The sequence below is a fragment of the Actinoplanes sp. NPDC023801 genome (genome assembly GCF_040639655.1).
Lineage (GTDB): Bacteria > Actinomycetota > Actinomycetes > Mycobacteriales > Micromonosporaceae > Actinoplanes.
This window is the reverse complement of record NZ_JBFAAI010000050.1, coordinates 1-24,932: the sequence shown is the minus strand read 5'-3', so window position 1 is coordinate 24,932 and position 24,932 is coordinate 1. Positions and strand designations below refer to the sequence as shown.

Genomic DNA, 24,932 nt, shown 5'->3' with positions numbered 1-24,932 from the left:
TCACCCCCCGGAGGAACAACATGAGAAAACTCCTCGCCGGAGCTCTTGCCGCGTTGATGCTCGCCGGATGCGGCGGGTCGGACGGTGGCAAGGCGGACGGTGACCTCACCGCCGACAAGATCGAGCTGCGGTTCACCTGGTGGGGCTCGGACGCCCGGCACCAGCGCACCCAGCAGGTCATCGACCTGTGGCAGAAGGCCCACCCGAACATCACGATCAAGGGTGAGTTCAAGGAGTGGAACGGCTACTGGGACAGCCTGGCCACCACGGTCGCCGCGAACGACGCCCCGGACATCATCCAGATGGACGAGCTGTACCTCGCGTCGTATGCCGAGCGCGGGGCCCTGCTCGACCTCGGCACCGCCGGCAAGAACCTGAGCACCGCCGACTTCGACCCCAACGCCCTGGCGACCGGAACGATCGACGGCAAGCAGTACGGCCTGCCCACCGGCATCACCACGTACTCGCTGGTCGCCAACACCGACCTGCTGGCCAAGTACAAGGTCGCCGTTCCCGACGACTCCACCTGGACCTGGGACGATCTCAAGCGCATCGGCGGTGAGCTGTCCAAGGCCGGCGGCGGCGAGGTGACCGGCGTCCAGTCGTGGGGCTTCGACATCGGCAGCGTCAACATCTGGGCCCGCCAGAACGGCGCCTCCCTGTACTCACCCGAGGGGAAGGTCGCGATCCCGGCCGACGTCCTCGCCGGGTACTGGCAGTATCTGCTCGACCTGTCCAAGCAGGGCATCGCCCCGTCCGCCTCGGTCAGCGTCGAGCGGGCCGGCGCCGGCCTCGACCAGTCCGGCACCGCCACCAACAAGTCGGTCCTCGGCACCTGGTGGAACAGCCAGCTCACCTCGCTGGCCAAGGCATCCGGTCAGAACCTCAAACTTCTCAAGCTCCCCGGCGAGGGTACGACACCCGGCGCCTACTACAAGCCGTCGATGTTCTGGTCGATCTCGTCGCGGTCGAAGCACCCGGCCGAGGCCGCCGCGTTCGTCAACTTCCTGGCCAACACGCAGGAGGCCGCTGACGTGCTGCTCACCGACCGGGGCATCCCCGCCAACACCAAAATCCGTACGGCGCTGACCGGCAAGCTGGAGGGCACCGACAAGGCCGCCGCCGAGTTCCTCGACTCGGTCAAGGTCGGCGAGGCTCCGCGCGTCACCCCGAACGGTGCCAGCGACGTGGAGGCCATCCTCAAGCGCCACACCGAGGAGGTCCTGTTCGAGCGCAAGACGCCGCAGGCCGCCGCGGAGAGCTTCATCAAGGAGCTCCAGGCCGGCATCGACGCCGCCTGACCCGTCCAGAACGGGCTGACCCTCACCGCTGTCTCAGCGTGCTTGAGACAGCGGTGAGAGCCAGCCGGAAGTGACCGTCACCCTCGCCAAAGGGAGCCATGTCTCAACCCCGATATCGCGCGGCGATCGTCGGCGCCGGAGCGATCGCAGCCGTACACGCTCAGGCCCTGCTCGATCACGCCGACCGGGCCGTCCCGGTCGCCGTCGCCGACGTCAATGCCGAACTGGCCCGGCACTTCGCCGCCCGGTGGGGCATCCCGCAGGTCCACGCGAACCTCGACGACCTGCTGAAACGGGAGCGGGTCGACCTGGTCCACCTGTGCACCCCGCCGGCCACCCACACTCCGCTGGCCCTGCGCTGCCTGGAAGCCGGCGCGAACGTGCTGGTGGAGAAGCCGCCGACACTGTCGCTCGCCGAGATGGACGTTCTCGCCGAGGCGTCCCGGCGCACCGGGGCGCACGTCGCGACCGTCTTCCAGCACCGCTTCGGCACCGGGGCGCACCGGCTCCGCGAGATGATCGCCGCCGGCGACCTGGGCCGGCCGCTGCTGGCCACCTGTGAGACCCGGTGGTACCGCGACGACGACTACTTCCGGGTCCCGTGGCGCGGCAAATGGGAGACCGAGGGCGGTGGCCCCACCATGGGCCACGGCATCCACCAGTTCGACCTGCTGCTCTCCATCCTCGGCGCGTGGGAGCAGGTCACCGCGGTCACCGCCCGGCGGGCCCGCGACGTGGAGACCGAGGACGTGTCGATGGCCCTGGTGACGTTCGCCGACGGCACCCTCGCCTCGGTGGTCAACTCGGTGATATCGCCCCGGCAGACGTCCACGCTGCGGTTCGACTTCGAACGGGCGACGGTCGAGCTGACGCACCTCTACGGTTACCGTGACGCGGACTGGACGATCACGCCGGTGCCCGGCCACGAGGACCTCACCCGGCGGTGGAACGAGGGCCGGTCGGAAACGGTCAGCGGGCACACCGACCAGCTCGCCGCCGTCCTCTACGCGCTCGACGCCGGTATCGCCCCGCCGGTGTCGCTCGCCGACACCCGTACCACCATGGAATTCATCGCCGCCCTCTACGCCTCCGCGGCCGGTGGCCGGCCGGTCCGGGCCGGTGAGATCGGCCCCGAACATCCGTTCGCCGGCGCGATGAACGGAGCGGTCCGATGAAGGTCGAGCACCGGCTGGGCCATGCGGTAACCGTCTCCGCGATCGCCGACCACCCGAGGCCGGGAGAACGCCGGATACGGCGGGCTGTTCTGGCGCGGGCCGCGCTCGTTCACCGGCGGAGTCCTGCAGTCACCGGACGGTGCCGGCGGCGACGAGCTGCGCGGCAGCCGGGCCCCGTGGTTCGCGTTCCGCGGCCGCCACGACGGCGTCGACCGGTCGTCCACGGTCGTGGTCGTGGACGACGCGGCGAATCCGCATCACCCGCCGCGCTGGTTCGTCCGTACCGACGAATTCGCCTGTCTGAATCCCGCGCCGTTCTTCAGCGCGGAACACGACCTCGCGCCCGGCGCGTCGCTGTCGTTCCGGTACGCGGTCGTGATCGCCGACGGTGACCACGGCGACGGCGGCACCGGGAAGCTCGCCGCGCTGGGAGTGGAGGCGCTGGCATGACGACCTTCCCGGGCGGTACGTCGGTGACCCGCCTGTCCGTCTACAGCGAGCACGGCGGCACCCCGCACCTGCACACCGTCTCCACCGAGGCGTACCTGGTCGTCGGCGGTTCGGGCCTGCTGCAGACCCTGGACACCGGCGGACTGCGGGAGACGCCGCTGTCCGCCGGCACCACGGTGTGGTTCCCGCCCGGCACCATCCACCGTGCCGTCGACCACGGTGACCTCGACGTCGTCGTGATCATGTCGAACGCCGGGCTGCCCGAGGCAGGTGACGCCGTCATGACTTTCCCGGCCGAGGTCGTCGCCGACCGGGAGCGCTACCGGGCGGCCGCACGCCTCGACGGAGACCCGGACCGGGCGGTGCGCCGCCGCCGGAATTTGGCCCTCGAGGGCTTCCAGCAGCTGGTCGAGGCCACGGAGAAGGGCGAACCGGAGCCGCTGGAGCGGTTCTACGATGCGGCGGCCGCGCTGGTCCGGCCGGCGCTCGGCGGCTGGCGCGCGATCGTCGAGGCGGCCACCCACCGGGCCGGGGACATGATCGATGCCCTAGACCGGGGCGACGGCAGCCACCTGCGCCGATCCGGGGTGCGCACCGCGGAACCGAGCGCTCCGCCCCGCTGGGGCATGTGCGGCCGGCTCGGCGCCTACGACGTCACGGAAGGCATCGGATGATCCGCCGGCCATCCACATCGTGCTGACGGGATCGGCGGCAGACCGGTCCTTGCGGACCGGTCTGCCGGTGCTGCTGTCCGAGTCGATGTGACCGGGGGCCCAGGGGCCTTATTTGACCAGCGGCTTCAGGGCGGCGCCGACCGAGGCGACGACGCCGGGCCGGTGCCCGTTGCGGATCAGGTTGATGGTGATGCCGTCGATGCCGGCGCCGAGCACCCGCTCCTGGATCTGCTCGGCCACCCGGTCCGGCGTACCGATGAAGGCCCGGTTGCGGCGGTCCTCCGGGATCGTCCTGCCGAGTTCCTCGGCCTCCTGCTCGGTCTCGCCGACCATGCCCATCACCAGGAAGCTGGTGGCCAGGGTGGACGGGTCGCGGCCGATCTCCTCGCAGCGCTCACGCAGCACCGAGACCTTGCGGGCCAGGTCGTCGACGTCGCAGATGATGTTCATGTGGTCGGCGAACCGGGCCGCCAGCCGGAACGTCTTCTGCTCGCCGGAACCGCCGAGCATCACCGGGATGTGCGGGCGCAGCCGCGGGTTGTTGAGGGCCTCCCGGGCCGTGTACCACTTGCCGTCGAGGGAGGCGGGTTCGCCCTTCAGCATCGGCGTGATGATCTTCAGCGCCTCCTCGAGCCGCTCGAAGCGCTGGCCGAAGGTGCCGAACTCGAAGCCGTACGCGTCGTGCTCGAGCTCGAACCAGCCGGCACCGATGCCGAGGACGGCGCGGCCCTTGGAGACCACGTCCAGCGTGGTCACCGTCTTGGCCAGAAAGGCGGGATTACGGTACGTGTTACCGGTGACCAGCGTCGACAGCTGGATCGTGGACGTCGCCGAGGCGAGCGCGCCGAGTGTCGTGTATGCCTCCAGCATCGGCTCCTCGGGCGCACCGATGCCGGGTAGCTGGTACAGATGATCCATCACGAGCACGGTGTCGAAACCGCTGCTCTCGGCCTCGCGGGCCTGGGCAGCGACGGTGTCGAAGAGATTCTCCGCTCCGGTGCCGTAGCTGAAGTTGGGGATCTGGTAGCCGAGTCGGATGGTCACCGGTGCCTCCGTCTTGCTTGATGTAAGAGCGCTCTCACTTGCTAATGTAAGAGCCTACTTACACGGAGGCAAGCGTGGGGGCGAACCGGGCCTATCATCACGGCGATCTGCGCGCCGCGCTGATCTCGGCCAGCTTCGACCTGCTGGCGGAGCAGGGGCTGCAGCGCTTCTCGGTGGCGGCCGTCGCCCGCCGGCTCGAGGTGAGCTCGGCCGCGCCGTACCGTCACTTCCCCGACCGTGACCACCTGCTCAGCGCGGTGTCGGCCGCCGCCGCCCACGATCTCAACGCCGCGATCCTGGCCGCCGCGGACGCGGCCGGTGACGATCCCGCCGAGCGCCTCGCCGCCACCGCCGGCGCCTATGTCAGGTTCGTCACCCGCACCGGTGCCGGTCTGCCGGTCATCTACGCCGCTGAGCTCTACCGGGTCACCGACGATGCCCGGCGCGAGCACACCCGCACCCTGATGACGACCATGCTCGAGCTCGGCGCGGCCACCGCGACCCGCTCCTACGAGGAGACGGTTCTGCTGGTCGAGGCCACCATCGCGGTGGCGCACGGCTATGCCTCGCTCTACGCCGAGGGGTTCTTCGCCCGCAACGACAGCACCGTCGACGCCATCGCCGGGCGGGCCGTCGAGGCCGCGCGCACCCTGAACCCGGGCCGGACGTGACGGGGCAGGGCCGCCGGAGAAGACCGGCGGCCCTGCTCGATCACTTCTTCTTGTCCTTCTTCGATTTCTTGTCCTTCTTGGACTTCTTCGACTTCTTGGCCATGCCCGACTCCCTCCGTCACGGAACCGCCGGCGGTCCGAATCCCGGTGAGCCGGGGTCTTCGCACACCTACCGGGCACGCTGAGTAAGCGTGAGGTTCAACGAGCGTTCACCGTAGCCCGCGGGAATCGCCGCTTCCTCGTCATGCAGGGATGAGTTCACGGCATGCGCAGGCTCCGCACCCGCCCCGGAGGCGCCTACATCTCGGGCGAGCGGGTGGTGCCGTTCGTGCCGGTCGCCGTCGTCAGCTCGGACTTCGGCTCCGGCTCGATGTCCGGATAGCCGAGAATCTCCAGCAGGTTCCCGGTGGCCTGCTTGAACGCCTGCTCGATGTCGTCGTCGAAATGGTTCTGCCAGTCGCCGGACTTGCCCTTGCGGTAGTGCGAGATCTGGCCGGCCTTCTTGCGGTCGTTCATCCGGGAGAAGCTGTACTTGTCGAGCAGTGTCGCCAGTTCCGGCTGCGGGACGACGATCCCGCAGTGCCGCATCAACGCTTCCATCTCGGCGAGCTGGTTCTCACCGGTCAGGTCCTCGTAACGGATGAGACGGACCTTTTCCGACGGCGGTGCCTCGACCCAGGAACGGACCGCGTTGAACATGCCCTTCTTCGTCAGGTGCTCGATCAGGTAGAGCATCCCGTCCTTCTTCGACTTCTCCTGCAGCACGGCCCGGACCTGCAGCACGTCGCCCATCGGGGTGTGCGAGTCCTTGGTCGAGAAGTAGCTGGAGACGAGCAGGTCACGGGGGTCGCGGTAGATGAAGAACGCCCGGTGCGCGTCCGGTTTCGGCATCTTCAGGTACCGCTTGTGCGCGAAGTAGAGCGACAACCCGATCCGGTTCGGCGGAACCACCCGCGGATCCTTCCACGCGTAGTAGCGCGGGTCGTAGGTGACCAGGCCGGAATGGCGGTAGACGATCGGGTCGCTGAACACCGACTTGACCCACTGGCTGGCCGTCTTGCGCACCGCACAGTGATAGATGTTCGTGAACTCGCACCGGTCGGCGACCGGCACGGTCAAGCGCATCCGCGTGTTGTAGGCCCCGAGCATCGCCCGCCGGGCGGCCACGCGCACGGAATCCGGGGAGTGCTGCTTGGCGAACATCACGGTGCGGTTGAGCATCGTCTATTCCAATTCCTTGCCTGACGGGTACGACGGGCAGGCAGACGCACGCCGCCGTGCGGTACGAGGACTTTACAAGACCATTGACATCGTTACGAGAGGATCTCGTCTTGGATACAACCTCCGGGCTGGGAAGAACCTGGGAGGGCACCGTGACGCGCCGTGGCCCGGTCTTCGCCGATCCGCACTTCACCAGCGAGAACGATCGTCAGCCGGTGGCGTCACGGACGCGCAGAACCTGAATGAATTCACAGGTTGGACCCCGTGCCCGTCAAATGCCCCTGAAAGTTCGGCGGTACGTCTCCGGCGGCACGCCGAGTTGCTGGCCGAAGTGGCGGCGCAGCGTCGTGGCGGTACCCATGCCGGTGCGTGCCGCGATCTGCTCGATGCTCAGGTCCGACATCTCGAGCAGTTCCTGCGCGCGGCGTACCCGCTGATCGTGCAGCCACCGCAACGGACTGCTGCCGGTGACCGCATGGAAGTGCCGGGCCAGGTTGCGTGAGCTCATCCCCGCCTCCCGCGCCAGGTCACGCACCGACAGCGGCTGATCCAGCCGGTCCCGGGCCCACGCCATCACCCCGGACAGCACGTGGTTGCGGCCGTGACCGACGGCCGCCGGGATGAACTGGGCCTGCCCGCCCGGCCGGTGCGGCGGCACGACCAGGGTGCGCGCCAGCGCGTTCGCCACCGCGGTGCCATGGTCAGTACGCACGATGTGCAGGCACAGATCCATGCCGGCCGCCTTCCCCGCCGAGGTCAGCACGTCGCCGTCGTCGATGTAGAGCACATCGGGGTCGACGGTCACCGACGGGTAACGCGACTGCAGCAGATCGGTGTGCGCCCAATGCGTGGTGGCCCGCCGCCCGTCCAGCAACCCGGCTTCGGCCAGGGTGAACGCGCCGGTGCACAGCGACGCCACCCGGGCGCCCCGGTCGTGGGCCGCGCGGACCGCCTCCACCAGGGCCGGCGCCGGTCGCTCCAGCGGGTCCCGGCAGGAGGTGACGATCACCGTGCCGGCCTCGGCCAGCGCCTCCAGTCCGTACGACACCCCGGCGGTCAGCCACCCACCCACCGCGGCGCCGTCCTCGCCGCAGATCGTCAGGTCGTACCAGGAGTCGGTGAGTTCCCGGTCGGCACCGAACACCTCGCACGCGGCGGCCAGTTCGTAGAGCGGGGTGCCGTCGGTGACCGGCAGGGCGACGCGATGCACGACCGGGGTTCAGCCGCTGTGCGAGATCAGGATGACGAGCCGGCGGCGGAAGTGGTGATGGCCCTCGACCGCGCCGATCAGGTGGTCCGGGCGCCGCTCCTTCACGGGCCCGCCGGTCAGGTGGTGCAGGGCGATCAGGCCGGCGTGGGTGAGGCGTCGCCCGGCGGAGAACCTGTCGTCGCGCACCGTACGCTCGTCGCCTTGCATTTGATCACCCTATCGACACCCCTCCGCGGGTCGAGCGCCAAGCGCTCGACGCCGTCCGGCCGGCGGGCGGCGCGCACCGCCTCGCCCCGGAGATCCGGATCTGTGACGACTCAGGAATGGTGCGCCAAGCCGCGGTCGTCGTGGACACGCCGAACCGCCCTTCGCTACCTTGGCAGCGGCCGGCTGTACGTCGGCCTGCAGGCGATAACCGGGACCTGCTGAGGCACGCGGCAGTACTCGCATCGAGGACATCGGGCGAGTGGCTCCGTGCGGTCACCGTGCACGCGGAACCGCCCGCCCGGGCGGGCAACCGTTCGGCGGTCCACGAGAAGCGCTGCCCGCAGCCCGGAAATCGTGCTCGACGGTCAGGTGCCGATCAGGCGACGTCGGTGAGGGTGCCATTCGCCACGAGCCAGGCGGATCCGGAGCCTTCCAGGATCGCCGCGAAGGTCGCCCCGTCCGATTGTGGAATTACATTGATGGTCAGCTTTCCCTTCAGAGTCCGTGGCGATTCCGGAAAGGCCGCTGTGGTGACACGGATGTCCAGGTCGTAATAGTTGACATTGGGATTCTCTCGAGTGATGCGGCCGGGCGTTGTCTCGTGCAGGTACCAGGGGACCCCGCCGTGCAGCCAGTAGAACCGGCTCGGAACCCCGGTTTCGACGTCCCACGTGAAGCTCAGAGTCTCTGCCGGGCTGGCGACGCTCGCGTAGTACGCGCCTTCCGACGAGAACTGGCGCGTGGTCTCGATCTTCGAGGTGACGGTCGTCCGATCGACCGTCGACGCTGACAGGCTGGCGAGACCGGCGCCGGGCGGCCCGGCGGTCGCGTGCGCCGAACCGATCGCCGCTCCAGGTCCCGCGAGGGACAGGGTCGCGACCACCGCCATGCGTGCGAGGACCCGTCTGCAGGACCGGATACCTTCGCGTGCTCCCTCCCCATCAGGGTGAGCGGTGGATGCTCGGCCACGGACCGACCCGGAAATTGTTTCCGACATTATTTTCGCTCCAATTTTGATGGTGTGCTGGTGTCGATTCACCGGATAGCCGGCCCCAGGCTTTCGCGCCATCGCCGGCGCATCCATCATATGGCGGTTCTCCCGATTCGCTGACGGGTTCCAGAAGTCGGAGAAGATGGGCCAGCAGGAATTCCCGGCGACTGCCGCACCGGAAATGAGGCGACCCTCCTGCCGTTAGTGATTCCCATCGCGTTGTTACGGCTCCGGAGGTGGCAGAGGGAGCCGCCAGGCGGAAATCAGGTGCCACGATGTGACGATCCGCCGGAAATTCGCGCTGACGGCGCCGCCGCGGTGATGTCATCACGGATCGGGGGACAGCTCGAGGTAGATGTCTTCGGCGCATTCCGGCGGTCGCCGCGGCCAGCAGGGGGTGGGGGAGCCCTCGCCGGTCCTGACCCCGACGCGACCTGGCCGATTGCGGGGTAGGCGCTCGGCCTGTAGCCGTGCCGGGTGACGGTCAGCCGCTGCTGGTGTGAAGGCTTCGGGACGACCTCGGTACGTCGGCGGCGGTGAGGTCGCCCCGCAGTCGTTCGAACCGGACGGGATGCCGCCAGCAGCCGTGCTCCCAGGCTTCGTCAACCGCGATGTCGACCACCTGCACGGGATCGACGGGCAGGTAGCCCTGCGGTTCGCGTTTGTCGAACCGGCTGTTCCAGGCGGTGGGCAACAGATTTCGCCACGGGTGGTCGGTGGCGGCCGTCAGGACTCCGGCAAGTTCGGCCCGCTGGCCGGCTGACAGTGGGACGGTGCGCCCGACGTAGTGCAGGACCTGCCGATCGGTGTATCGGCCGAGCAGCAGCACCACGGGGTTGGTGAGGGTGCCGAGCACTCCTCCCACGAGTGCCTTGGTGACCGGTGCTTCGTTCAGCGTGCTCCTGAGATGGGCTTTCACCAGGCCAACCTCGTCTCATGGAAAGACCGCGATCTTCCGCAAGGGCAGATCCGACAGGTTTGACAGCCACGGAAGTCGAACTCGCCGTTTCGGCAGCGCTCAACGGACCTGATGCGCCGGCATGCCGCTCGAAGCGCTGACGGCAATCCCGCCGTCAGAACTCAACGGAGGCGCTGTAGGCGTACTGGCCGATGACGAACTGCCAGATACACTCACCATTACTGTCGGTGACCTCCCAGGCGTCCCCCCGACGGCTCGTGTATTCGGCTGAGCCACTCTCGAGGGTCTTGAGGAATTCGTAGTTCCCGCTGCTGTCGAGCCAATACAAATCGATTGACTCGCCGCTGTTGTTGGTCACGGTGAAGGGAACCTCGACCTCGTCGTAAGATCGCGTTCTCACCTCCCCGCACGTTCGCACTGTCACGCCGGACTTGTCAGATATCTGCGCGGCGGGATGGCTCGACGTGGTGGAAGGGCCTTGCGGGTCGTCGAACTCGGTGTAGTCTTCGCAGCCGCGCTTGTCGTTGCAATTGAACGGATTGCTTTTCTTCGCCGCGTCTGCGATGTCGCCACCCAGGTCTTTCGCGCCCTGGCTGGCATGGCAAAACGGGTCCATGGGCGGGCAGCCGGCGTCGGCGGCCGAAACCGGGCTGATGGCGAAAGCCGCGCCGGCGACCAAACCCGCGGTCGTAGCAGCGGCACCCGTCAGAAATTTCATTGTCTGTCCTTTCTGCCTTACCGAAGAATCGATCGCCCCAGAGCACCACCTCATTTCGGGCGTCGTTTTGACATCAGCCCGAATATGTCCACTTGCCTGAGGGGGCATCGTCCGAACGGGCATCGTGGCCACTTTTGCTGCGTCTGGATGGCCAAAATCCGCGGATCGAGCAGGCGGCGAAGCAGACATACGGCGCCTTCTTCGACAGCCCCGGGGCCGCCATCCGCTACGCCCTGATCAACGCGGTACGGGAGACGCCCGCCAGGGGCGACCTCTGGAGTGACGAGCGGGATGAGCTGCGGGAATGCCCCTACTCGCGCGTGCTCGTCGACCGGGATGCGTTGCGGCGGAGTGCGGCGCCGGCCGGCAGCAGAGTGGCTGTCAGGGCGAGGATCGTGGCGATCACCGTGATGCCCAGGATCGTGCCATAGGGTACGACGACCGGCGTGGCACCGAAGAGCCGGGTCAGAGCCACCCACAGGCCACCCAGGTTGATCGTCGAGGCGGCCAGGGCCAGCAGCACCCCGATCCCGACGACGAGCACCGACTCGGCGGCGAAGACGGTGAGCACCTGCCGTCGCGTCGCCCCGGCCAGGCGCAGCACCATCAGATCGCGGCGGCGGTCGGCGGTCGCCATGAGCAGCGTGTTCACGATCGCGATGAAGCAGAACAGCACCACGATCCCGGCGACCGACTTCTGCCGGACCGCGATCAGATGCCGGGCCCAGGCGCTCTCCGACGCGACCAGCTCGGCGCTGGTCACCACCCGGGCGCCCACGCCGCCCACCGCGGCCCGTACTGCCGCCACCGCGGCGTCCCGATCGGTGCCGGGGGCGAAGGCAAGATAGGCACGGCGGGACAGGCCGTCCCGGGCGTACCGGCCGGTGCCGGCGAACCGGGGTGGAAGGAACGCCACGTCCTGGCCGCGCAGCGCGTGGTAGACGGCGGCCACCTCAAGGTTCGCGGTGGTCCCGTCAGCCATCAGGATCTCCATCCGCTCACCGGAGTCGATTTTCCACACGTCGGGGACCACCACCGCCCCGTCGTTGAACCCGGCCAGCGAGCCGCCGGTGATCTGCAGCCGGTAGACCGCCGCCAGTGCGACCGGATCGACGACCATGCCGTCGTTCTCGTCGAGCCGGCCGTCGTCCTCGGTGAAGACGGTGGTCATGATCGGCGCCACCACCTGCACGCCGGGGACCGCGGCCACCTTGGCGACGATGGCCTGGCTCAGACCGGGGGTACCCTCCGGGAGGATCGCGTACTCGGCGCTCGTCTGGTTGCGCAGTCCTTGGTCGCGGGCCTCGTTCACGGTGTCCGTGGCACCCAGGACGGACAGCGCCAGACCCACGGTGAGCAGTACCGGAGCGGCCGTCGCCGCGGTCCGCCGGCGGGCAGTCAGCGCACTCGCCCGCACCAGCACGGCGGTCGCGCCCAGTGAGCGGTTGAACGGCCACATCAGTACCCGCGTCAGCGGGCCCACCGCTACCGGCGCCAGCAATGCCGCCGCGAGCACCGGGGTCAGCAGGGTCGGCACGTAGCTGTTGGGCACCAGCACCGTGCCCGGCGAGCCGACCGCGATCCAGGCGACCAATCCCACCCCGGTGAGCAGCCCGGCCGCGCCGAGCAGCCAGCGGCCCGGCGTCATTCCGGTGTCGTCGACCAGCGACTCGCGCAGCGCTTCGACGGGGCGTACCCGGCCGGCCCGCCACGCCGCCGCCAGAGCGCCGCCGAGTGCGACGAACACCCCGATCAGGAACGCCGCCACCAGCGGAAGAACCACGGCCGGCGCGAGTGACGGCGTGACACCCAGCCACGGTGGCGCGATGTCCAGGCTGACCAGCCAGCGCACCAGCAGTCCCGTCCCGGCCGGGCCGAGCAGCACTCCGGCCAGCGAGCCGGCCGTACCGACCAGTGCCGCCTCGGACAGGATCATCCGGTGCACCTGGCGTGGCGTGGTGCCGACCGCCCGCAGCAGGGCCACCTCGCGGCGCCGCTGGGTCGCCGCGAACGCGAAGGTCGAGGCCACCACGAAGATCGCGGTGGAACCGGCCACGCTCGCCATCACCGGCAACAGTGTCACGGTGTCGTCGAACGACTCCCGGTCGCGGGCCGCACTGGCGTCGGCGCGGTGCCGATCCCGCCCGGTCAGCACGCTGGCGTCCGAGCCGGTGACGGCCGCTCGGACGGCGGGTAGCGGGCCGAGCGCCACCAGGGCGTTGATCCGCGGGGACAGCCGGGCCGCCTCCTCATCGGTGAAGAACACCGCGTCCTCGTAGCCGCTGGCCTCGGCAACACCGGTCACCGTGTACGTTGCGACCTCGCCGGCCGTCAGCACGGTGACCCGCGCGCCCGGCCGTGCGCCGGACCCGCCGGTGACCACGATCTCGCGGCCGCCGGCCGGTGCCCGCCCGGCGGTCAACCGATAGCCGCCGAACTCGGCCACCGGCCATGGGTGGCCCACCTGGTCGGCCGGGCCACCGGCCATCTGGGCGTAGAAGTCCCGGTCGGCGACCACCGGCCCGACGGCGGAGACCCTGGCCAGCAACTCCGGCGAGACGCCCTTGGCGGCGGGCAGCGAACGCACCCCCAGGTCGTGCCGGGCCGGGTCCCAGTCGGGGTCGCCGGGGAGGACCACGGCCGGCGCCCGGGCGAACCGCTCGGCCGGCCGGTCCGGCAGATCGACCATCGCGGCAAGCAGCAAGCCCATGGCGGCGACCTGGGCGACCCCGAGCACCAGCGCGATGATCGTGCCGAGGAACGACACCCACCGCATCCGCAGTGTCTGCAGCGCGACCCGGATCATGCCGGCACCGTCGGCACGGTCAGATTCGTCATCCGGGCGGCCACGTCGTCGGCGGTCGGGCCGGCGAGTTCGCCGGCCAGCCGGCCGTCGGCGAGGAAAACGACCCGATGGGCGTACGCCGCGACCACCGGATCATGAGTCACCATCACGATCGTGGAGAGCCCGCCGTCGCCGTCGACGAGGTCACGCAGCATGCCCAGCAGCTCGCGGCTGGTGGCCGCGTCGATCGCGCCGGTCGGCTCGTCGGCGAAGAGCACGGCGGGGCGGGTGACCAGAGCCCGGGCGATGGCAACCCGCTGCTGCTGGCCGCCGGAGAGTTCGGCGGGCCGGTGCCGGGCCCGGTCGGCGAGACCGACCGCCTCGAGGGCCCGGCGGATGACCTGCCGGTCGGGCCGGCGGCCGGCCAACCGCAGCGGCAGTGACACGTTCTGCTCGGCGGTCAGCGACGGCAGCAGGTTGAACGCCTGGAACACGAAGCCCACACGGTCGCGCCGCAGCATGGTCAGGGAGGTCTCGCTCAATCCACTCAGGTCGGTATCGCCGATCAGCACCCGGCCTGAGGTGGGCACGTCCAGCCCGGCGGCACACTGCAGAAGCGTCGACTTGCCGGAGCCGGAGGGGCCCATGACGGCGGTGAAGCTTCCGGACGGGAACGTGAGGCTCACGTCGCGGAGAGCTACCACCGTGTTGTCGCCGGCGCCGTAGGTCTTGCTGAGCGCATCCAGGCGCACGGCATCGTTCATGACAGTCTCCTGAGAATGAGCAGGGCGGAGTGAGCAGAACAGGAATCCGGGCGGCCGTCAGCCGGCGTAACGGACCGTCACCGAGCCCGCGCCGGTCCGTGCGGTGACGGACGACGGCGCGGACCGGTCGTCGGTCACCGAGATCTGCGGCTCACCGTTGCCGGTCTCCACCTGAACCCGGTAAGGGCCGGGGGCAAGGGCCAGGGTGATGTCACCGGCATCGGCCACCGCGGTGACCGCGGTCGGCACGGCGGCGAAGGTCAGGTCGAGGTCACCGGCGTCGAGGCCGGCCTCGACGTTCGCAGCGCGCAGGCCGGAGCCGGTGATGCTGCCGGCCTCGGACCGCAGGACGACGTCACCGCTCAGGTCGTCCGCCTTCACGTCACCGGCCGCGCTGGTCAGCCGTACCGGGCCGGTGAGGCCGGACGCCTGCACGGTGCCGCCCTCGGTGATCACCTCGACGGCGACGCCGTCCGGCACGTGCACTACGAAATCGACGGTGCACTCGCTGCCCATGACGACCGTCGGACACCGGCCGACCACCTCGAACGTGTCACCGCGCATCGCGGCGTTCGCGTCCGGTTCACCCATCGTCGACCAGGACAGGTCGCTGTCCACGGTGACTTTGTCGCCCGGGCCGGACCGCACGGTCACGTCACCGTCGCCGGTCCTGACCGTCACCTTCGTGGCACCACTCTGCTCGAAGTGAGCGTCGCCGGTACGTCGCGGTCCGAACCACGTCCAGCCCAGCACACCGACCACCACGAGGACGAGAACGGTAGCCGCGGTGCCCAGGGTCCGCCACGCGGTACGCATGGGGGCAGTGGTCGAGGTGTAAGGCATCGGGTGCTCCTCAGGAGGACTGGATGAACTGCAGAACCGCCAGGACCCGGCGGTGGTCGTTGTCCGCCAGGGCGATGTCGAGCTTGGTGAAGATGCTGTTCACGTGCTTGGCGACGGCGCTCTGGCTGATCGACAGCACGGTGGCGATGCCGGAGTTGGACCGGCCCTCGGCCATCAGCGCGAGCACCTGTGTCTCCCGGGTGGTGAGCCGCTCCAGCGGGTCGCTGCGATGCCGGACCAGCAGCTGGGACACCACCTCGGGATCGAGGACGGTGCCACCCGCGGCGACCCTGCGCAGCGCGTCGAGGAACTCGGTGACGTCGGCGACCCGGTCCTTCAGCAGGTAGCCGATCCGGCCGGCCGGGCGGGACAGGAGGTCGGCGGCGTAGCGCTCCTCCACGTACTGGGAGAGGACCAGGACGGCGACCTCGGGCCACTTCTTGCGGATGGTCAGTGCGGCGTGCAGGCCTTCGTCGGTGAAGGTGGGCGGCATCCGCACGTCGGCCACCACGATGTCGGGACGGTCCGCGGCGACCGCGGTGAGCAGGGCCTCGGCGTCGGCCACCGCGGCCACCACCTCTTCGCCGCAGGACTCCAGGAGCCGGACCAGCCCTTCACGGAGCAGGACGGAGTCCTCCGCGATCATGACGCGCACGGCAGCACCACCAGAATCGTCGTCGGCCCGCCCTCCGGGCTGTCCACAGCCAGCGTTCCATCGACTGAGGACACCCGCTGTGCCAGGCCCCGCAAGCCGCTGCCGCGCCCGGGGCGGGCGCCGCCGCGACCGTTGTCGGCGACCAGGAGCCGAAGTTCCTGGAGCTCCTCGACGAGCCGTACCTCCACCTCGACCTGAGAGGCCAACGCGTGCTTGGCCACATTGGCCAGGGCCTCGGCCACCACGAAGTAGGCCACCGCCTCGATGGCGACCGGCGGGCGCCGGGGCAGGTCGGCCCGCAGCCGGGCCGGCACCGGGGAGCTGGCCACGATGCCGGAGAGCGCCGCATCCAGGCCGCGGTCGCCGAGCACCGCGGGGTAGAGCCCGCGGACGATGTGCCGCAGCTCGGTGAGCGCCTCTTTGGCGTCGTCATGCGAGCGGCTGATCGCGTCGCGGAGCGGTTCCGGCAGGTCGCCGCTGTTGACCCGCACGATGCCGAGGTTCATGGCGAGCGCGACCAGCCGTTGCTGCATGCCGTCGTGCAGGTCACGCTCGATCCGGCGGCGCTCGGCGTCGGCGGCCGCCACCAGGTCGGCCCGGCTGCGTTCCACCTCGACGACCCGCATCGCCAGTTCGGCCTTCACGTTCGGGCCGAGCAGGGCCCGGGCGGCGACCAGATCGGCCGCCGCCACCCCGTGGGCCAGCAGCGGCGCCGCGAACAGCAGCACCACACCGCCGGTCATCGCCGCGAGGGCCCGCAGCACGCCCGGACCGGCCGGCGACCAGCCCAGCAGCGGCGCGATGACGAGCAGGGCGCTGCCGGACCAGGCGATCGCCACCGCCAGGGCGCCGGCTCCGCCGAAAACCAGGGCGAGCAGGTGGTACGCCAACTGCCGCCACGTGGTCTCCGAGCGGAAGTCCGCCACCAGCCGCTGCGACCAGCTGTCACACGGCACGGTTGCCGGAGCGTCGATCTGCTCGCCGAGGAGCGCCTCGAACCGGGACCGTTGCAGGGCGGCGAAGCCGTGCACGCAGGACAGCAGAGCCAGCAGCGTGCCGAGCGCGAAGATCACGGTGATCGAGAGGACCGCGCTGAGGATCACCAGAGTCAGCACGATGGATCCGGTGACCACACCCACGACGCCGCCGGCGAGCACGTGGCGGGTCGCCCGCCACGTGTCGCCCGACCAGGGCGCGTATCGCCCGGCCAGGTCGAGCGGCAGCCGCCGCAGGTTCACCAAGAAGGTCACGGGTGTGACGTTAGAGAAGCGGGCGGTGCCGTCACCAGGACGAAGGCACCCGTCTTCGACCTGTACCCAGCACCACCCCTGTTTCGTCGCCGAGGTCGATGCCCGGAGATGACCGGCATCGCCGGCGGGGCGAGCCCGGATTCCGAGCGGCGCGACTCTGTCACCTGAGCGGGTGAACCGCTCCCGGTGACGGTGCGTATACCAGGGTGGGGACGCCGACAGGACGGAGTCGACCTTGTTTCCTGCCAACACTCTGGAAACCACCCTCCTGCACGTCCGGCGCGGAGAGTCACCGCCGGACGCGTTGCTGACCGCGCTGGCCGACCACCCGATCTGGGTGCCGCTGCCAGCCGGCCCGGAGAGCGGCGGCGGGCAGTTGCCCGTCACCACCATCGGCGGCGAGCCATACGTGGTCGTCTACACCTCCGCCGAGCAGCTGGCCAAAGCCGGCGCGAGCAACCGCAGGCAGATCCGGCTCACCGGTCGCCAGCTGGCCGAACGGATGCCCGCCGAACTGGGTTTCGTGGTCAACCCGGGTTCCGCGACCGCCGTGCCGGTGGCCGCCGACCGGGTCCGCCGGTTGTGCGCGACCCGTCCCGCGGCCGGCTCGCGCATCCTGCTCGGGGTACCCCGCCCGGAGCCGTACCACCTGCTGGAGGCCCTGATCGGCGGGTTCCGGGCGAGCTCCGGTGTGATCGAGGCCAGGCGGGCGCTGTGCAGCATCGACGACGGCGCCGGCACCCTGATGATCGGTGTGCGCCCGGATCGCCGGGTCACCACCTGGCAGCGCGACGTCCGGGCCGCCGTCGACTACGCCGCCCGGGTGAGCCCCGTCCCGAACGAGATCGAGGTCCTGCCGCTGGACGAGCAGAGCTCGGTGGCCACGTGGATGCTCACCCGGACGCAGGCCTTCTATCACCGCTGAGCCCGCCGGCCGGGTGACAGCGACGCTGAAGTACGCCCGGCCCTCCAGCCGTACCGCGAGCAGGCCATCCGGCGTGGATCGGCCACGGCTAACGGGTCACCGCCACGGCGGCGGCCTCGCCGGAGCGGATCGCGCCGTCCATGTATCCGTACCCGCGGGTGGACGTCTCGGCCCCGCCCCGGTGGACACGGCCGACCGGCGTTCGCAGCGCCGGTCCGTGGGCCGTCCATGCGCCCGGCGGGAACACCGCGGCGTACGCGCCCCTGGTGAACTCCTCGCTGTTCCAGTCCTTCTCGACATACCCGACCGGCCGGGCGGCAGCCGGCCCGAACAACCGGACCAGCTCGTCGAGCACCAGGCCGCGGCGTTCCCGGCCGGGCAGGCCGGCGAGACGGCGTGCCACCGCGCCCTCCAGGACGCTGACCAGCACACCGTGCCGGCCGGAGGGTGAGCTGCTGTCCGCACGCTCGCGCCCGACGCGGCGGTGACGACGACGCCGGAGTCGTCCTGGGCGATCCGCCGGATCGGCGTGCACAGACGGACCCGATCGGCGTGATCGCGGGCCATGCCCTCGGCCAGCAGATGCGCTCCGCCGGCGAGCATGTCCTGCTGCGCGCTGCCCTCGGTGGCCGTGATCGCCCGCAGACCACCGGCCTCCCGCGCATGGAACAGCGCGTGCAGCAGCGATACCTCGGCCGGCTCGCACGCCCACAGCACCCGCGTGGCTAGCGTGAACAGCTGCCGCCCGGCAGTGGTCCGCAGTGTCCGGCGAATCCAGGACTCCAGCGTCAGCCCGTCCAGTCGGCCCGCGCCCGGGCCTCGCCACGGCGCTTCGACGTCGACGGTCCGGGCGAGCCGTTCGAACGGGGCCTCACCTCGCGCGAAGTCCAGCAGTGCCGGAAGCGGTAGCCGCGGTACGGTGCCCCGGAACCGCCCGATCCGGCCCGACCCGTGCTCGACGAGGTGAACCCCGGCGGTGTGGGTACGGAACACCGGAATGCCCAGCTCGGCCGCGAGTGCCTGGACCCGGTCCTGCCCAGGATCGATGAACTGGCCGCCCAGCTCGACCGGTTCCCCGTCGATGCGGACGCTGCCGACGCGCCCGCCGACACGGTCCCGTGCCTCGCAGACGATGACGCCGACTCGAACGGTCAGATACCTCGTCAACATATCAATCTCCGCCGTGCCGGCCCGCCGGTCAGGGGCTCACCAGGCCGGCACGGTAGGCGGCGATCACCAGTTGCACGCGGTCGCGGGCGGCGAGTTTGGTCATCAGACGGCCGACGTACGTCTTCACCGTCGGCATGGTGATGTGCAGGCGCGCGGCGATCTCGGAGTTCGTCGCGCCGAGCCCGATCATCGTCAGCACCTCACGCTCCCGGTCGGTCACGCTGCCCAGATCGGGTGCGGGCGCCGCCGGCTCCGGGGGACGGCCGGCGATCATCCTGATCAGGTTGCGGGTGACGCTGGGTGCGATGAGCGCGTCGCCCGCCGCGACCACCCGGATGGCGGCGACGATGTCGTCGAGTGCCATGTCCTTGACCAGGAAGCCCGAGGCGCCGGCCTGCAGCGCGTCGTAGACGTAGGTGTCGTCGGGGAAGGTGGTGAGCACGACGACCCGTGGCGGCCCGGAGTCGGCCTCGACCAGTCCGTCCCCGATGATCAGACGGGTGGCCTCGATGCCGTCCATCCCGGGCATCCGGATGTCCATCAGGATGACGTCCGGCCGCAGCTCGCCGGCGAGCCGTACCGCCTCGGTCCCGGTCCCGGCCTCCCCGGCGACCTCGATGCCCTCGGCGTCGGTGAGCACCATGTGAAGCGCCGTCCGGACGAGCGCGTGATCGTCGGCGAGCAGCACGCGAACCGTCACGTCCGGTCCGCCTTCGCCCGTGCGTCGCCCGGGCCGACCGGAAGGCTGGCCTCCACCCGGAAGCCGCCCTCGTCGCGGGCGCCGGCCGTCAGGGTTCCGTCCAGGAGGGCGGCCCGCTCGTGCAGGCCGATGAGCCCGAAGCCTCCGCCGGTCCGGTCGCGGCCGTGTGCCCCGTGCCCGTCGTCGACGACCTCGATCCGCAGGTCGGCGGGCTGATAGTTCACCGAGATCTCACAGGTCGCGGCGTCGGCGTGGCGTAGCACGTTGGTCAGTGACTCCTGGATGATCCGATAGGCGGAGAGTTCCACGTCGGCGGGCAGCGGGCGGCGGTGGCCCTCCCAGCGGACCCGGATGTCGACGCCGGATCCCTCGGCAGTCCGCACCAGGTCACCGACGTCGGCGAGGGTCGGAGCGGGCCGCAGGGGAGCGTCCTCATCGTGCGGCATGCGCAGGCCGCTGAGCATCCGGCGCAGGCCGGCGAGGGTCTCGCGGCTGGTCGACTCGATGTTGTGCAGCGAGGCCCGGGCCCGCTCGGGCTGGGTCTCGATGACCCGGGCCGCGGCCCCGGCCTGCAACGCGATGACACCGACACTGTGGGCCACGTGATCGTGGAGTTCGCGGGAGATGCGCAGCCGCTCGGCCATCACACTCTGGGCGGCGGCCTGTTCGCTCAGCCGGAGCGCATAGTTGCGCGCCTGGCGGACCGAATATCCCAGCAGGGCGGCCACCACCAGTGGCAGTCCCACATAGGACGTCCAGAGTGTCCACTCCATCTCCAGCTCACCGAGCAGGACGGTGACCGGCAACGCGGCCAGGATCGGGACGAGCCCGGCCGCCCACGTCCACGGGGGACGGGTGGCCACGAGGTGGCCGAGGACGATGTCGGCACTGATCAGGAACTGCGCCAGCAGCTGTTCCTCGGTGTTGGCGAGGCCGTCGTGGCCGACCGCCAGGATGAGCGCGACCGGAGCCGTGGCCAGCAGGTACAGCGCGGGCAGCGGCCGGACACGCACCAGCCGGCACGCCAGGACGGCCGCGGCCACCGACAGCGCGATCACGGCCCAGCGCCAGGCGGGCAGCTCCGGCATACCGCCGGGCATACCCGGAAGCCCGGAGTAGCCCCGCAGCGTGCTGAAGGCGGCGGCGCCCCAGCACAGCGCCACCCAGCCGGGGAGCGGCAGGCGGCGGATGCGGAGCTTGGAAGGCATGCGGCTGATCGTATCGACGGGTCCGGACGGTGCCATCCGACCACGGACCGACTACCACGGTATGAGGGCGGCGGGTGCCACGGGCCGATGACGATCCGTACCGCCGCGGGCCACTGTGATCGGCATGATTCACGTCGAAGAACTCGTCAAGCGATACGGGCGCACCACCGCCGTGGCGGGACTGTCGTTCGTCGCCCGGCCGGGCCGCGTCACCGGCTTCCTCGGTCCCAACGGCGCCGGCAAGACCACCACGCTGCGCGTCCTGCTCGGCCTCGACGCGCCGACCAGCGGCCACGCCACCATCGGCGGTGTGCCGTTCCGGACCCACCGGCGCGGGTTGCGGCACGCCGGCGCCCTGCTCGACGCCCAGCAGGCGCATCCCGGGCGTACCGCGGCGGTGCATCTCGCCGCGCTGGCCCGCAGCAACGGCCTGCCACGGCGCCGGGTCGACGAGGTGCTCGGTGAGACCGGCCTGTCCGAGGTGGCGGGGCGACGGGTCGGCACCTTCTCGCTCGGCATGCGGCAGCGTCTGGGGGTGGCGACCGCTCTGCTCGGCGACCCACCGGTGCTGATCTTCGACGAACCGGTGAACGGGATGGATCCGGAGGGCGTGCGCTGGGCCCGTGGCCTGTTCCGGAAGCTGGCCGCGGAGGGACGCACGGTGTTCCTGTCCAGCCACCTGATCGGCGAGATGGCGGCGACGGCCGACGAGATCGTGGTCATCGGGCAGGGCAGGTTGCTCGCGTCCGGCCCGGTGGCGGAGCTGTCGGGCTCCGGCGGTTCGCTGGAGGAGGCGTTCTTCGCACTGACCGAGGGCAGCGTCGACTACCGTGCCGGAGGTGTCCGATGATCGCTCTGATCGCGTCGGAATGGCTGAAGACCCGCTCCCTGCGGGCGACGTGGTGGTCGGCGGGCCTGACCGTCGTCGCCGTCCTGCTCGCGGCGGCGATCGACCGGGAGGGCGTCTTCCCGCTCGCGGGTTACCTGGTGCTGATCGTGGTGGCGGCGAGTTCGGGTGCGGCGGCGATGGCCGGGGAGTACGCCAGCGGCCTCATCCGGGCCACCGCGGTCGCGGTGCCGGCCCGTTCCCCTGTGGTGCTGGCCAAGGCCGCGGTGCTGGCCGGTCTGTGGGCGGTGGTGAGTGCGGTGATCGTGGCCGGCCTGCTCGTGGTGGACGGTTCGGTGACGGTGACGCCCTCGGAACTGCTCGGAGCGACCCTGGTGGGTCCGGTCTGCGCTGTCGTCGGCCTGGGGATCGCCGTGCTGCTGCGTCACGCCGGTGCCGTGTATGTGGCCGGGATTCTGCTGCTGGTGGCGTTGCCGCAACTGCTGACCGGCGACAACGCGGTGGTCAAAGCGCTGCGCGACGCGATGATCCTGCCGGCGTGGCAGCGGCTGACCCTGGCTTACGGCCCTCCGGAAGCGGTCGGCGACCTGTACACGTCGGCGACCGAAGCCTGGCTGGCGTATCTGCTGTGGCCGCTCGCGGTGCTCGGGGTGGCGCTGCTCGTTCATCGCCGGCGGGACGTCTGACCGGTTCCCGCGTGTTTCGGACTTGAGGCCTCTGGGCTAGGCTGACCAGAAGATCGACGGTCCGAAAAGGTTTTCAAGAAGTGATGCGGGAGAATATTTCTTGTCCAGGGCCACTCTTCGCGACGTCGCCAAACTCGCCGGGGTCTCGGTCGCGACCGCGTCCAAGGCGCTCAACGGCCAGCCGCAGGTGCGTGCCGAGACCCGCGAGCGGGTGGTCCGGGCGGCCGAGCAGCTCTCCTTCTCGCCCAACACGCTGGCTCAGGGTCTGATCACCCAGCGCAGCGGCACCGTCGGCCTGCTGACGTCCGACCTGGAGGGCCGGTTCTCGATCCCGATCCTGATGGGTGCCGAGGACGCGTTCGGTTCCGACCAGACCTCGGTGTTCCTCTGTGACGCCCGGGGCGACACCATCCGCGAGAAACACCATCTGCGGGCGCTGCTGTCCCGGCGGGTGGACGGGTTGATAGTGGTCGGCGCCCGGCCGGACACCCGGCCGTCGCTCGGTGATCTGCCGGTCCCGGTGGTGTATGCGTACGCACCCTCCGACGATCCGGCCGACCTGTCGCTGATCACCGACAACGTGGGTGGTGGGCGCACCGCTGTCGATCATCTGATCCGGTGCGGACGCCGCCGGATCGCGCACATCACCGGCGACCCGGGTTACAGCGCGGCGCAGGACCGGGCCCGCGGCGCCGTGGAGCGGCTGACCGAGGGGGGCCTGGAGCTGGCCGGTGGTGAGGTGTGGTTCGGAATGTGGTCCGAGGCGTGGGGCCGGGGTGCGACCCGGATGCTGCTGGACCGCTGCCCGGAGGTGGACGCGATCTTCGCCGGCTCGGACGAGATAGCGCGTGGTGTGCTCGACGTCCTGCACGAGGAGCGGATCGATGTGCCGTCGCGGGTAGCCGTGATCGGCTTCGACAACTGGAGTGTGCTCGCGGTCAATTCGCGTCCGCCGCTGACCACCATCGACCTGAATCTGGAGCACCTGGGCCGGATCGCCGCACAGCGTCTTTCCGCGGCGATGGAGGGCGTCACGGGGTCCGGTGTGGAGACGTTCCCGGTCCGCCTGATCACCCGGGAGTCCACGGCCCCGCTGCGCTGATGGCACGCGACCGCTGGCGGCCGCTCACCCCTGCCGGGGGTGGGCGGCCGTTTCCGTGTGCGGCCTCCATCGGGCCTCCCACTGTGTATAGACGGAAAAGTCTCCTAACAGGAACATGTTTGTTTCAGTTAGGTGAGCGCGCAAGTCCTTGACAGAAAAAGTTCGATGATGCGTGAATGTGTGCACCGCGGCCGGTAAGCGCTCCTTCACCGCCGCTTCTCTCTGCAAGGAGTCCTCCGCATGAACGTTCGATCGAACCGGAGCCGGGCAGTCGTCCTGCTCGGTACCGTCCTGTTTGCCGCAACAGCCGGCGCGTGCGCGAAGTCCGAGGAGCCCGCCTCCACCGCCGGTGCCGGGTCGGCGCCGGCGGCCACCCAGGCTGTGCAGTCGGCCGCGCCGGGTGCCGCCACCTGCACCCTCGACCAGTTCGGCGGCACCAAGATCGACCTGAAGACCGCCAAGGTCGGCTTCTCCCAGTCGGAGAAGGAGGCCAACCCGTTCCGGATCGCCGAGACCGAGTCGATCAGGGCTGAGGCCGCCGAGCTCGGCATCACGAACCTCACGACGACGAACGCGAACTCGCAGTTCAACAAGCAGATCAGCGACGTCGAGCAGATGATCGACTCGGGTGTGCAGCTGCTGGTGATCGCGCCGCTCAACTCTGACGGCTGGGGCTCGGTGTTCGCCAAGGCGTCGGCCAAGAAGGTCCCGATCATCACCATCGACCGCAAGATCAATGCCACCGCCTGCAAGGACTACCTGACCTTCATCGGCTCCGACTTCGCCGAGCAGGGCAAGCGGGCCGCCGACGAGATGGCCGAGGCGCTCGGCGGCAAGGGTGAGGTCGCCATCCTGCTCGGGTCGCCCGGCAACAACGTGACCACGCTGCGGACCAGCGGTTTCAAGGAGCAGATCGCGAAGGTGGCGCCGGACATCAAGGTCACCTTCGAGCAGACCGGCAACTTCTCCCGCGAGGAGGGTCAGAAGGTCACCGAGCAGCTGCTGCAGTCCAACCCCAACATCAACGGCATCTACGGCGAGAACGACGAGATGGCGCTCGGCGCGGTGACGGCGCTCAAGGGTGCCGGCAAGAAGGCCGGAGACGTCAAGATCGTGTCCATCGACGGGACCAAGGGCGCGGTCCAGGGCATCGTGGACGGCTGGATCCACGCGGTCATCGAGTCGAACCCGCGTTTCGGCCCGCTCGCCTTCGAGACCGCCACCAAGTTCTTCGCCGGGGAGCCGGTCGGCCAGGACATCATCATCTCCGACCGTGCCTATGACACCGGCAACGCCAAGACCGACCTGAGCAGCGCGTACTGATCCACCCGGCCCGGGGGGGGGGGGGGGGGGGGGGGGGGGGGGCGCGGCCGCGGCAGCCCGGCCCCCGAGGGCGGGGGCGGGCGCGCGGGGACA

Annotated in this window: 24 protein-coding genes and 2 pseudogenes; 10 read left to right on the top strand and 16 right to left on the bottom strand. The window is 70.2% G+C overall.

Annotation, left to right across the window (positions count from 1 at the left end; genetic code table 11):
- Positions 1 to 20 precede the first annotated feature (20 nt).
- The 4 genes and pseudogenes from AB0G04_RS42990 (at position 21) to AB0G04_RS42975 (ending at position 3,600) form a co-directional block, all read left to right on the top strand.
- Positions 21 to 1,301 (top strand): extracellular solute-binding protein, encoded by a 1,281-nt coding sequence (locus AB0G04_RS42990; RefSeq protein WP_360996143.1) that lies wholly within the window; start codon positions 21 to 23, stop codon positions 1,299 to 1,301.
- A 98-nt stretch (positions 1,302 to 1,399) separates the two neighbouring features.
- Positions 1,400 to 2,476, top strand: coding sequence for a Gfo/Idh/MocA family oxidoreductase (locus AB0G04_RS42985; protein WP_360996140.1), 1,077 nt, complete (start codon positions 1,400 to 1,402; stop codon positions 2,474 to 2,476).
- 78 nt (positions 2,477 to 2,554) lie between these two features.
- Positions 2,555 to 2,926: pseudogene (locus AB0G04_RS42980) on the top strand (DUF6807 family protein); the annotation flags it as partial.
- Entirely contained in the window at positions 2,923 to 3,600 is a 678-nt protein-coding gene (locus AB0G04_RS42975) for a cupin domain-containing protein (protein ID WP_360996137.1), read from the top strand. The pseudogene AB0G04_RS42980 and the gene AB0G04_RS42975, both read left to right, overlap by 4 nt.
- Positions 3,601 to 3,708: 108 nt before the next feature.
- Here AB0G04_RS42975 and AB0G04_RS42970 read toward each other — a convergent pair whose 3' ends face one another.
- The gene (locus tag AB0G04_RS42970; RefSeq protein WP_360996134.1) at positions 3,709 to 4,644 is read right to left on the bottom strand and encodes an LLM class F420-dependent oxidoreductase; all 936 of its coding nucleotides are present in this window, start codon (positions 4,642 to 4,644) and stop codon (positions 3,709 to 3,711) included.
- Between the two features lie 74 nt (positions 4,645 to 4,718).
- On the opposite strand from AB0G04_RS42970, the gene AB0G04_RS42965 reads away from it, so the two are divergent.
- Complete coding sequence (locus AB0G04_RS42965; RefSeq protein ID WP_360996131.1) at positions 4,719 to 5,315, top strand: helix-turn-helix domain-containing protein; 597 nt, start codon at positions 4,719 to 4,721, stop codon at positions 5,313 to 5,315.
- 297 nt (positions 5,316 to 5,612) lie between these two features.
- On the opposite strand, the gene AB0G04_RS42960 is transcribed toward AB0G04_RS42965, so the two are convergent.
- From AB0G04_RS42960 to AB0G04_RS42910, 11 genes are all read right to left on the bottom strand, one after another.
- A complete protein-coding gene (locus AB0G04_RS42960) occupies positions 5,613 to 6,536 on the bottom strand; it encodes a sulfotransferase domain-containing protein (protein WP_360996128.1) in 924 nt (307 codons plus the stop codon).
- 271 nt (positions 6,537 to 6,807) lie between these two features.
- Positions 6,808 to 7,746, bottom strand: coding sequence for a helix-turn-helix domain-containing protein (locus AB0G04_RS42955; RefSeq protein WP_360996124.1), 939 nt, complete (start codon positions 7,744 to 7,746; stop codon positions 6,808 to 6,810).
- A gap of 9 nt (positions 7,747 to 7,755) precedes the next feature.
- Positions 7,756 to 7,953 carry a hypothetical protein gene (locus AB0G04_RS42950; RefSeq protein ID WP_360996121.1) on the bottom strand — a complete coding sequence of 66 codons (198 nt, stop codon included), beginning with the start codon at positions 7,951 to 7,953 and terminating at the stop codon, positions 7,756 to 7,758.
- 376 nt (positions 7,954 to 8,329) lie between these two features.
- A complete protein-coding gene (locus AB0G04_RS42945; RefSeq protein WP_360996118.1) occupies positions 8,330 to 8,842 on the bottom strand; it encodes a hypothetical protein in 513 nt (170 codons plus the stop codon).
- A gap of 586 nt (positions 8,843 to 9,428) precedes the next feature.
- On the bottom strand, positions 9,429 to 9,863 hold the full coding sequence (locus AB0G04_RS42940) for a hypothetical protein (RefSeq protein ID WP_360996116.1): 435 nt from the start codon (positions 9,861 to 9,863) through the stop codon (positions 9,429 to 9,431).
- Between the two features lie 154 nt (positions 9,864 to 10,017).
- Positions 10,018 to 10,581: a hypothetical protein gene (locus AB0G04_RS42935; protein ID WP_360996113.1), complete on the bottom strand. Its 564-nt coding sequence runs from the start codon at positions 10,579 to 10,581 to the stop codon at positions 10,018 to 10,020.
- Between the two features lie 310 nt (positions 10,582 to 10,891).
- A complete protein-coding gene (locus AB0G04_RS42930) occupies positions 10,892 to 13,387 on the bottom strand; it encodes an FtsX-like permease family protein (protein WP_360996111.1) in 2,496 nt (831 codons plus the stop codon).
- Positions 13,384 to 14,130: an ABC transporter ATP-binding protein gene (locus AB0G04_RS42925; protein ID WP_360996109.1), complete on the bottom strand. Its 747-nt coding sequence runs from the start codon at positions 14,128 to 14,130 to the stop codon at positions 13,384 to 13,386. Before AB0G04_RS42925 ends, AB0G04_RS42930 begins: the two co-directional genes overlap by 4 nt.
- Before the next feature lie 57 nt (positions 14,131 to 14,187).
- Entirely contained in the window at positions 14,188 to 14,973 is a 786-nt protein-coding gene (locus AB0G04_RS42920) for a DUF4097 family beta strand repeat-containing protein (protein WP_360996106.1), read from the bottom strand.
- Positions 14,974 to 14,983: 10 nt separating this feature from the next.
- Entirely contained in the window at positions 14,984 to 15,628 is a 645-nt protein-coding gene (locus tag AB0G04_RS42915) for a response regulator transcription factor (RefSeq protein WP_360996102.1), read from the bottom strand.
- Complete coding sequence (locus tag AB0G04_RS42910) at positions 15,616 to 16,878, bottom strand: sensor domain-containing protein (RefSeq protein ID WP_360996100.1); 1,263 nt, start codon at positions 16,876 to 16,878, stop codon at positions 15,616 to 15,618. Before AB0G04_RS42910 ends, AB0G04_RS42915 begins: the two co-directional genes overlap by 13 nt.
- A gap of 235 nt (positions 16,879 to 17,113) precedes the next feature.
- Here AB0G04_RS42910 and AB0G04_RS42905 point away from each other — a divergent pair, with 235 nt between their 5' ends.
- On the top strand, positions 17,114 to 17,803 hold the full coding sequence (locus tag AB0G04_RS42905; RefSeq protein WP_360996097.1) for an enhanced serine sensitivity protein SseB C-terminal domain-containing protein: 690 nt from the start codon (positions 17,114 to 17,116) through the stop codon (positions 17,801 to 17,803).
- Positions 17,804 to 17,891: 88 nt separating this feature from the next.
- On the opposite strand, the gene AB0G04_RS42900 is transcribed toward AB0G04_RS42905, so the two are convergent.
- The 4 genes and pseudogenes from AB0G04_RS42900 to AB0G04_RS42885 form a co-directional block, all read right to left on the bottom strand.
- Positions 17,892 to 18,338 carry an FAD-dependent oxidoreductase gene (locus AB0G04_RS42900; RefSeq protein ID WP_360996094.1) on the bottom strand — a complete coding sequence of 149 codons (447 nt, stop codon included), beginning with the start codon at positions 18,336 to 18,338 and terminating at the stop codon, positions 17,892 to 17,894.
- A pseudogene (locus AB0G04_RS42895) lies at positions 18,327 to 18,973 on the bottom strand (FAD-dependent oxidoreductase); the annotation flags it as partial. The pseudogene AB0G04_RS42895 and the gene AB0G04_RS42900, both read right to left, overlap by 12 nt.
- A gap of 28 nt (positions 18,974 to 19,001) precedes the next feature.
- A complete protein-coding gene (locus tag AB0G04_RS42890; RefSeq protein ID WP_360996091.1) occupies positions 19,002 to 19,673 on the bottom strand; it encodes a response regulator transcription factor in 672 nt (223 codons plus the stop codon).
- Positions 19,670 to 20,881: a sensor histidine kinase gene (locus AB0G04_RS42885; RefSeq protein ID WP_360996089.1), complete on the bottom strand. Its 1,212-nt coding sequence runs from the start codon at positions 20,879 to 20,881 to the stop codon at positions 19,670 to 19,672. The genes AB0G04_RS42890 and AB0G04_RS42885 overlap by 4 nt, the downstream gene beginning before the upstream one ends.
- A 124-nt stretch (positions 20,882 to 21,005) precedes the next feature.
- Here AB0G04_RS42885 and AB0G04_RS42880 point away from each other — a divergent pair, with 124 nt between their 5' ends.
- From AB0G04_RS42880 to AB0G04_RS42865, 4 genes are all read left to right on the top strand, one after another.
- Positions 21,006 to 21,731 (top strand): ATP-binding cassette domain-containing protein, encoded by a 726-nt coding sequence (locus AB0G04_RS42880; protein ID WP_360996086.1) that lies wholly within the window; start codon positions 21,006 to 21,008, stop codon positions 21,729 to 21,731.
- Positions 21,728 to 22,414 carry a hypothetical protein gene (locus tag AB0G04_RS42875; RefSeq protein ID WP_360996083.1) on the top strand — a complete coding sequence of 229 codons (687 nt, stop codon included), beginning with the start codon at positions 21,728 to 21,730 and terminating at the stop codon, positions 22,412 to 22,414. Before AB0G04_RS42880 ends, AB0G04_RS42875 begins: the two co-directional genes overlap by 4 nt.
- Positions 22,415 to 22,514: 100 nt before the next feature.
- Positions 22,515 to 23,516, top strand: coding sequence for a LacI family DNA-binding transcriptional regulator (locus AB0G04_RS42870; RefSeq protein ID WP_360996081.1), 1,002 nt, complete (start codon positions 22,515 to 22,517; stop codon positions 23,514 to 23,516).
- Between the two features lie 240 nt (positions 23,517 to 23,756).
- Positions 23,757 to 24,839 (top strand): ABC transporter substrate-binding protein, encoded by a 1,083-nt coding sequence (locus AB0G04_RS42865; protein WP_360996078.1) that lies wholly within the window; start codon positions 23,757 to 23,759, stop codon positions 24,837 to 24,839.
- The last annotated feature ends 93 nt before the right edge of the window (positions 24,840 to 24,932 follow it).